The sequence below is a fragment of the Natranaeroarchaeum aerophilus genome, assembly GCF_023638055.1.
GTDB lineage: Archaea > Halobacteriota > Halobacteria > Halobacteriales > Natronoarchaeaceae > Natranaeroarchaeum > Natranaeroarchaeum aerophilum.
Genome location: NZ_JAKRVY010000022.1, coordinates 1 through 6,918 on the forward strand (window position 1 = coordinate 1; position 6,918 = coordinate 6,918).

General features: G+C 51.5%; 6 protein-coding genes and 1 pseudogene. All 7 read right to left on the bottom strand.

Annotated elements, in window-relative coordinates; genetic code table 11:
* Positions 1-19 precede the first annotated feature (19 nt).
* On the bottom strand, positions 20-259 hold the full coding sequence (locus AArcSt11_RS16715) for a HalOD1 output domain-containing protein (protein WP_250598823.1): 240 nt from the start codon (positions 257-259) through the stop codon (positions 20-22).
* 191 nt (positions 260-450) lie between these two features.
* Complete coding sequence (locus AArcSt11_RS16720; protein WP_250598825.1) at positions 451-1,710, bottom strand: inorganic phosphate transporter; 1,260 nt, start codon at positions 1,708-1,710, stop codon at positions 451-453.
* A gap of 343 nt (positions 1,711-2,053) precedes the next feature.
* A complete protein-coding gene (locus AArcSt11_RS16725) occupies positions 2,054-2,350 on the bottom strand; it encodes a DUF8011 family protein (protein WP_250598827.1) in 297 nt (98 codons plus the stop codon).
* A 515-nt stretch (positions 2,351-2,865) separates the two neighbouring features.
* Positions 2,866-3,282: a hypothetical protein gene (locus tag AArcSt11_RS16730; RefSeq protein WP_250598829.1), complete on the bottom strand. Its 417-nt coding sequence runs from the start codon at positions 3,280-3,282 to the stop codon at positions 2,866-2,868.
* A gap of 122 nt (positions 3,283-3,404) precedes the next feature.
* On the bottom strand, positions 3,405-3,614 hold the full coding sequence (locus tag AArcSt11_RS16735) for a hypothetical protein (RefSeq protein ID WP_250598831.1): 210 nt from the start codon (positions 3,612-3,614) through the stop codon (positions 3,405-3,407).
* 417 nt (positions 3,615-4,031) lie between these two features.
* Positions 4,032-5,256, bottom strand: a pseudogene (locus AArcSt11_RS16740) (IS701 family transposase).
* 132 nt (positions 5,257-5,388) lie between these two features.
* Positions 5,389-6,735: a site-specific integrase gene (locus tag AArcSt11_RS16745; RefSeq protein WP_250598833.1), complete on the bottom strand. Its 1,347-nt coding sequence runs from the start codon at positions 6,733-6,735 to the stop codon at positions 5,389-5,391.
* Positions 6,736-6,918: the final 183 nt, after the last annotated feature.

Sequence of the window (6,918 nt, forward strand, 5' to 3'; positions counted from 1 at the left end):
AATCCCGGACGGACGAAGCTCAAGACCCTGTGATTGATTCTATGACACGCTCGACCGTTGTTGTATCTGCCTCAAACCGGAGGGTCATATTCAACTGCCCGTCTTGAAATAGTCCATCAAGCGCATCAGGATTGATGTCGTTGTTTATTATCCAATCCTGTTCAAGCACTCCCTCGTGATGTGCCAGCGCGACTGCGCTCACAACAGCCATACTCAAGGATTCGCCTTCGTTCGGCTCATAGCGAAAATTCTCAGTCACATCAGTCCATTCAAGCGGAGACACAATAATTGTTGCTACAACTGTATTTCTAATTGATGTGTAACTCTCTGTATTGGGCAATCAGTGTAACTCATAATCAGTAATTCCACGGTAGATACTGTGCGTCTTGTATCTTACCCGATAGTTAGAAGATCTATCAGGTCTGGTCGGACAACCGGTGGTCAATACTCTTAGCCGAGGAGTGAAAACAGGGCATAGGATCCCACGAGCGACAGCATCGGCGTAATCACCCAGAGTGTCACGACACGAGCTGCCGCTGCATGGTGGAACAGGCCTTCGGCGGACAGTTCTTCCGGATCTACCTCGCCAACGCTAGACACACCATCCCTGGATGCGTGCTGCCTATCCGGGTGTGGAGTCTCGCCTTCAGCGAGTTCGCCCACAGTCGGGCCCGCAGCGACCTCCTTTTTGCCTTCAATTGGATGAACTTTGAGTGCACCAGTCGTAATCTGTGGAGCGGATTCATCGGCAGGGGTTTGCGTGATTATCTCTGCGAGCGTCCGCGCTCGGCTTGCACGGCCCCACCCGAGCCCAATGATACAACTGGTCGTACTCACGGCGAGACTGGCTGGAATTCCGAGCCACGAGAGGATGGTGATAATCGTCGCCCCCACGGTCGAAACAATGAGCGCGGCCAGAATCGGCATCTTAGTAATATCGTTGCCAACGGTCGCCAGCGTCCGCCGGGCAATCGTAAAGCCGCCCACGCTAATGGCCCCCACCGCGAGGAGAATCGCCGGGCTGGGATCAAGAGAACCGTTACCGACAAGCGGGGCGACTGCGTTCGCCGCGTTTGAGGCTCCGGCACTGAACGCCATATAGCAGGCAATTACCACCACAAGTGCTGACCCAATCAGATCCCGAGGCGAGACGGTATCGTTGACCGATAGCCGTGGGAGCCGCTCCTGGGTATCGATTGCGATCAACGGGTTCGTAAGGCGACCAAATTCGAATTTGGCGTCGAGGTGCGGATACAGATATCTGCCGATAAACGCACCTGTGAAGACAGCAATCAGTGGGGCGACGATCCATGCCGACAGGATGGTAAGCATCAGGGAAGTGTTGAGCGTCCCCGTTGCCAATCCGAGTCCAACGATTGCTGCGACGGCTGTCATCGACGTTGACGCTGGGACACCGTAGAGGTTCGAGATCAGGAGTGCGAGCCCAGTGAAAAAGAGGACGCCGACGCTCGCTTCAGGTGTAAAGGCTGCTGCATCGACGATTTCCGTACTCATCGTCGTGATAACCTTCCGCCCAATCGTCCACGCTCCGAGGAACGCGAATACGGTAAACAGTGCCCCGGCAGTGACTTTTCTGACGGCCCGGCTACCAACTGCCGGACCGAAGGCAACCCCAGTTGATGACCCGCCGATATTGTACCCGACGAATACCGCCACCAATAATCCCACGAGAATTAGGATTTCTGCCACGTATGTGTGGTCGGGTCGCACGCGAAAAATAGTGCCGTTTTGTTTCTGAACTGTTAGATACGACCGATAGAGGCAGTAAAACGAATATTTGGCTCTTCACAACTGAAGTCTCACTATTCTCTCCAGACTCACCTCCATACGGGCTGCTCAAAGATCAGTGACCGATACGCGCTTTGTATACAGCAGCGCTCTCGCCAACTGCTCACATTCTGTCAATAAAGACGTGACCGATACAGAGGGTGCGTGTAGCAACTTCACCTCTTGTCTTTTCGGTCACTCCCAATGAGTCCTCCGTGCGAATGAACTCCTTACAAGAGCGGTGAACTCAACCCAACCGGCTCAATCACACTAAGAGGAGTTCGGGCCTGACGAAGCCGATCACGAGAAGACTCACCAGTACAGCGATCGCTGTGAGTCGCAGGGCACCAGAAGCCCGTCGTCGAGATTTCGGCAAGGACTCGGCAATGCCGGAGAGGGCCATCCCGGCACCAATAAATAGTGTGGCATAGTAGAGCGTCGCCCCTTTTAGAATGACGTAGTACGCTTGCTGCCCGGCTATCAGAAGTGCGCCACAGAGGAAAACCAGTCCAAGCCCTCTGGAGGGCTTGCCGAACACGGTCTCATCGATAATGGAGGGCATCAAGCGTGTTGTCTCCGGCGACGTTCAAATATTGCGGGGTTTGGCGTACCCACCGCTGAGACGGGTATAGTGTGATCGTGAAACGGTGCTGATGGCGCTGACCGACTCGCGCGTTCAATCTTGCACACCAGCACAGATATTATTCCCATCTATCACTATCCTCACCGAACAGTTCGCACGTCCATCTAACGGCTTTTGCACACGATCTTTAACGGAAGCAAGCCCTTGTGAAGAGTTCTATGACACCCTCAACACCTGGGCTACTTGCCGACACCGAACGCGACATCTTCATCAGAGAATATCCAAAAGCAGGTTGCCAGCGAGATGTCGTTCTTGACACGCGGTCGGCTCGTTTACCAAAAGTCCTTATGGATTTAATGAAATTATATCTATATCTTGATGATGACGAACTCACGACCGTCATGACGGGGGAGAAGAACTGATCAAGTCTCGATCAAAGTGTTAGAACAGTTGTGAAACGCGACACAATATGGCGATTCACCAGAGCTGATTGGTCAGATCTCGGTATTGAAATCTTGGGCTGGGTCATAGCTGAAGGGCGTGATTGACCCATCAGCACCACCTTCTATCATATATTGTATAATTTTGGACCTGTTATCTTCAATCACTTTCCCGGGAGAATAATTATAACAAACAAACCAAATCCCTTTTCCTTTTATTTTCTCATAATTTTCTCCCTCGAGTATATCTAGATATCCAGGCATTTCTTTCCAAGGAAAATGAAATAGATAGGGGTAAGAATCATGCTGTTCGTTTAGTTTGTGTATTTCGCGGGCTTTGTTAATTGAGATCTCCTCGTAATCCACCGTGTTTTTTATTTCATCTTTCGCAGATATGTGGCTGCAGACCTCTCTGACAAAATTTTCAAGAGGTTCAGGGGGACCAACGACTATTGACCGATACGAACCCATGTGATCTATTGACGCACATGAAATAATAAGTGTTACCCAGGTGTTTACCACTCTATTTCTACACGTTCTACACAGCTGTATCAAAAAATCAAAACGATAGTTGACCAAGTTGGCAGTACATTTTAGTAGGCTAAATGATCTCCTGTTTTGTCTGATAGTAGGTCGTCATCAGGAACAACACACACATCTTTCGGTTCAACAACTTCAACGTCTTCTGGAGCTGTGTTTTTGTCGCTAAGAGCTTCAGCAACCGCAAACTGTTGAGTAGTGATTAGCGCATCTTCGATCTCTCCCCTTTGTTCGACAGAGAGTTTCTCTCGGAATTCCGGCATGGTGTTACAATATGTCATTGTGGGAAATAACAATTGTGCGTGGATGTTTCAGAACACCTGCCAGATTACACAAGGCTCTGATTGTTATCGGACTGCGTGTTCGGGGAGGCAAGGGACGTCGTTTTCCCAACGTAGTTCATCGATGATGCCGACAAGTTCCTCAGTTCGCTGGTCAAACACATTCAACGGGTGCGAATCGAGGAACGCTGCTTGCTCTCGTTGTACTGTTTCTCCTTGATAATCGAGTTGGAGGTGGCATTCACCGAGATCCATGTGTGTCTCATCCTGATGCCATCCAATCATAAGGTCGCGCTCGGGCTCAACCCACTGAATCTTGTAGAAATCATACGAGTAGTCCGACGGGAAGTCAAAAGAAACCTGGAGTAAAGCTCCGTCAACGGGATATGACTTCTCTACTCAGCTTTGCACGTTAACGTCGGCGGTTGAGTGAACGAAGAGATGGTCGATCTCTTCCATGAGGTCATCGACACCACGATCATCGTTGTCTCGAACCCACGAGAGAAGGTTGTACACGGCTTCTTTCAGGGAGTGCTCGAGGTTCGCTCGAAGCGATGACGCTTTCGAGCGAACCGTTCCCAAGGCGCTCGAGTCAGGATCAAGACGAACGAGACTATAGGCAGCCATCAGAAGGTGCCAGTGCCGACTGGCACCTTCGTCGGTCTGCATCTCGCAGTCTCCTAGGCCGAGATCCTGCTTCGAGTCCTCGAAGAACGTCTCGATGCGCCAGCGCATCCCGTAGGAGCGGATCACGTGCTCGGTCGATGCGTCGATTTTGTTCGTAGCGAGGTATTTGGCCGGATTCTCTTCGTCTTCGTCGGTTTCTTTCTCGGCGACAACCAGCTTCACGTCTCCCAGCTGGGAGACGGGAAGCTTCTTCGTCCAGATGTGGTAGGTGTCGTCCTCGATGTCGCGCTCAACCGTGTCGATGCGCTCTGCCAGCGCATCGACGCTGATCTCTTCTCCGCCGTAGGTCACTTTGCGGTTGCTCCGAAGCGGACCGATCCAGTCGTTGCTGTAGGATTCGATGTGTTCGACGAGTCCAGAGTCATGGGCGAACCACGAGTCGAAGAGGTAGGTGTCCGCAGGCACACCTACCTCTTCTTCGAGTTCGGTGACGATCTCGCGGGCGAGATCGTACTTGGTGTCGTGATCTTGGTCGTCTTCGTCCTGTTTTTCGTAGAGGCGGAAGGTGAGTGGGTAAGCAGTTTTATCGTCGGCGTAGAAGGCGTAGATGAGGTCTTGGCCCCAGACAGTGTCACTTTCGGCGTGATCGTAGAACCGACCGACGCCGGGGACTTCGTCCCCGGCTTTCTCGGTGATCGTGTCGTCGAGGATGATGTAGCCATCCTGTGACCAGCGCGTTTCACCCGTGTTTCTGAAGCTCTTCGAGGCGTTCGTGGTTAAACTCCCGTTCGTCCCAGTCGTACTCGGTGACGAACTTGTTGAGGGCGCGTTTCCCCTGAGCTGGAAGTACTTCGCGTGCGATACCCGCCACGGTCTTGTTGCTGGCCGCAACAAGACCGGTAGCGTAGGTTTTCGCGTGATGACGTTGTGCTGGTGACAGCGACTCGAACTCGTCGAACACGCGCGTACACGACAAGAAGTCCGTAATCGGCATCATTCGTCCTTGCCACCGCCTACGTCACGCTCCTACTTCAACGTGCAAAGCTGAGTAAATGCTAGTGACCCCAAAGTTGGATACCAATCACAACTACAACGATAAGTCGAGTGAATAACACGGAAAGGAATAGATTTATTCGAAATGGATAGGATCGTGTCGGTGCATCACGCTCCCGTCTTCGTCCAGTATTTCCATATACCCATCAACAGTTTGTCGTATCCGGTCAGGATCGCCGTATTCTTCATTAGTCAACACACTATACGGTAGCGTCACGTGATGGTCGTGGCCGTCTTCATCAGGGATCTGTAACGGAATTTCCTCGGGAATAGGCGGTTGCCTCAGCGACTCTCCAATCACCTGTTCAATCCGATCTTGGTAGTGTAAACGAAGCTCCTGTGGTAGATCTGCTGGATCAGTCGTGATCTTAGATGGAGACGCTTGCAAAGCTGCAATTAGCCCGTCCTCACCCCATTCATCCTCGTAATCCTCGAACCAGTCAGGGTTTGCTATCTGCGACAGTTTCTGTCCACAGGTAGGGCAATAATTTATTGCTGTATCAACACTCACGCCACACTGCGGACATGCTTCAATTGGTTCAACAGAAGCTCCTTTTCCGTCTTCTGTGTCGATTCCGAAAGTCTCTAAAATTTGGTTGTTGACATCATCGTCACCAATGTGCTCGTACCGATCTAGCTGCCCTGACTCCCGAGCCCACCCGGCTCTGTGTTCAATTTCTCGCGTGGACATTCCTCGAATGGCCCATATGGTTACTGCTGCGTGTTTGAGGTTGTGAGGATGAAGTTTCTCAGGATCAATGTCGGTGTTTTTGGCGAGTCGTTTCATTCTTCTCCTGAAAATCACCGGAGCGATTGAGCCGTCGTCATTCGGGTCATCTGTATCCCAGTGATCTCCGATCTTGTGGAACAAGGGTGCGTCATCAACGTCTGGACGTGGATGTTCATTGCGTAGGTAGTTGGTGATGAAGCCAGCCGCGAACGTCACCACTTGCGTTCTGCCTTCGCTGCCTTTCTGACCTAAAGCATCCTCGTTTAGACTCAGCTCGCCGACTGGATCTCCATCGGTGAAGTCGAAGTCTTGGATTCGGAGAGAACACAGAGCAGCAACACGCAGCCCGCAATCAATAGCGAGGGCGAACATAGCTTTATCACGCAGGCGGTTGCTAGCCTCTTGGATCAGAATGCGTGTCTCGGCAGGGGTTAGAACGTCATCCTCGGTGATCTTACCTCCTGAATCGTCGGATGCGAGGCTAATGTCGTCTTTGTTTGTGGGAACATCATCTTCCACTTCCTCTAGAAGTGACCGGATCGATTTTTGATAGTTCCTTTTTGTTCCGCTTGTCCAGTCTCGCTCCTGTTCTAGTTCTTGAAGTGCGGTTGTCCAGGTGTACTTCGTTGCGTCAGTTATGGATGTATCCATTTGCTCTCGCAGTGTGAGGACGTGGCCGAGATGGCGTTCCATTGTTGATTCAGCGTGGCCGTCGAGGAAGTTGTTGACCCAGAAATTGATCAGCTCGTATTCTGACTGTGGGAGCTCTTGGATGTCACTGAGTCGTTTCTGGAGCCTAGTTTTATCCCTGTTTGGGTCATTTGGCTCTGGTGAATCGCCATACGTAGCTTAATTTGGGTGGGTGACGCTCCGTTT

Excerpts from the sequence above, each read along its gene's own strand:
- AArcSt11_RS16725 (WP_250598827.1), bottom strand. The coding sequence starts at position 2,350 with ATGCCCTCCATTATCGATGAGACCGTGTTCGGCAAGCCCTCCAGAGGG.
- AArcSt11_RS16730 (WP_250598829.1), bottom strand. The coding sequence starts at position 3,282 with ATGGGTTCGTATCGGTCAATAGTCGTTGGTCCCCCTGAACCTCTTGAA.
- AArcSt11_RS16735 (WP_250598831.1), bottom strand. The coding sequence starts at position 3,614 with ATGCCGGAATTCCGAGAGAAACTCTCTGTCGAACAAAGGGGAGAGATC.
- AArcSt11_RS16745 (WP_250598833.1), bottom strand. The coding sequence starts at position 6,735 with ATGGAACGCCATCTCGGCCACGTCCTCACACTGCGAGAGCAAATGGAT.